2 protein-coding genes are annotated in these 1,352 nt (G+C 33.7%); both read left to right on the top strand.

The window, feature by feature from the left end; genetic code table 11:
• The first annotated feature begins 222 nt into the window (after nt 1–222).
• Nucleotides 223–735 (top strand): DUF4199 domain-containing protein, encoded by a 513-nt coding sequence (locus tag E1171_RS01310; RefSeq protein ID WP_155203318.1) that lies wholly within the window; start codon nt 223–225, stop codon nt 733–735.
• A gap of 226 nt (nt 736–961) precedes the next feature.
• Nucleotides 962–1,270, top strand: a complete 309-nt coding sequence (locus tag E1171_RS01305) for a sll1863 family stress response protein (RefSeq protein WP_155203316.1) — start codon at nt 962–964, stop codon at nt 1,268–1,270.
• The last annotated feature ends 82 nt before the right edge of the window (nt 1,271–1,352 follow it).

Below are 1,352 nucleotides of genomic sequence, written 5' to 3'. Positions count from 1 at the left end.
TCTTTTTGCTGCAAATGGCTTTTGAAAAGCTGCACTTCGTTGGATTTATCATTCACTTTTAATCTTTGAAAATTTATAAGGAGCACAAATTTTCCTGAACAAGAAGAAACCCAACCTTAAGACACCAAATATTGCACCTTTACAATATTTATTTAAGAAACCGATTCCCCCATTTATTTTGTTGAAGAATTGAGAATAGAAAAAAGCTCAAAAAATGAAGATATGGAAGATTTTAGTTTCTTCGACTACCGAATAGCAAAAAATATTGGAGTCAAATATGGTGTGATTACAACCGTAATGATGATTCTTTACTTCCTTACAATGATGGCCATGGGGTTGGCAGAAAAAACAGAACTTAGGGCTTTCAATTTCATTTTACAAATGATTGGAATTCACTTAGCCTTCAGGGAGTATAAACACAGTCATAATGGAAAAATCAAATACTTAAAAGGTTTCGGTGTTGGAGGAGTAACCGCTTTGGTCAATACCCTTTCATTCGCATTATTTATGTTCATTTTCTTAGGTTCTGTAGACCCTGAATTAATGCAATACATCAAAGAAAATGAGCCTATGGGTGACTACCTTACCCCTTTTTTATGTGCTGTAGCTATAACGATGGAAGGTCTTTTCACAGGGCTACTGAATACATTTATCCTCATGCAATATGAAAAAACTGGCCACCTTGCCAGAAGAAAGCCTCCAACAAAAAGCCATGATATCAAGCTAAGCCATTAAAAGCCTAAAAACTTGTACATTAAGTTTATAAGAGTGCTTAAACTCAAATCAATTTAACAATATACATTGATAGGAGTTGGGGTAAATTAAATATTCCGAGAGTTAACACTTTTCCTTCTATTCTGTTCTATATCCATAACAGAAATAGTAAATTACCTGCAAAAATTTAAATATTTGCAGCTTATGCTTTTATTGGTAAGCAAATAGTTAGTAAATAGATAAGACCATGAAAAACCAATACCAAGGAAAAACAGAAGAAATTCTTACTGAATTAGGCCGGAAAATTGACCTTTTGATTTCCGAAACAAAAAATGCATCAGGAGAAATTAAAGAAGGCCTGGAAGAACGCATTATGGAAATCAGAAGAAACAAGGCCGACCTTGAAAAAGAATTAAGAGAATTTGGCAGACAACATGAGGGAAAATGGCGTTTAATAGAAAACCGCTTAGGAAGGGCAGCGGATGAAATTAAAGAAGCTATCAAAATCGTTTTTTCTAAAGAAAATCCAAGTGGACCGAAAAAGGATGAAAGCTAAGAGCATTTAGCCCTTGTATTTTTGTAGGTTTGCAGTATGAATTATTTATCTGTAGAAAATCTCAGTAAAAGCTTTAATGAAA

This window comes from Xanthovirga aplysinae, from assembly GCF_009711365.1.
Taxonomy (GTDB): Bacteria; Bacteroidota; Bacteroidia; order Cytophagales; family Cyclobacteriaceae; genus Xanthovirga; species Xanthovirga aplysinae.
This window is presented reverse-complemented; position numbering and strand designations above follow the sequence as displayed.

Excerpts from the sequence above, each read along its gene's own strand:
- E1171_RS01310 (WP_155203318.1), top strand. The coding sequence starts at position 223 with ATGGAAGATTTTAGTTTCTTCGACTACCGAATAGCAAAAAATATTGGA.
- E1171_RS01305 (WP_155203316.1), top strand. The coding sequence starts at position 962 with ATGAAAAACCAATACCAAGGAAAAACAGAAGAAATTCTTACTGAATTA.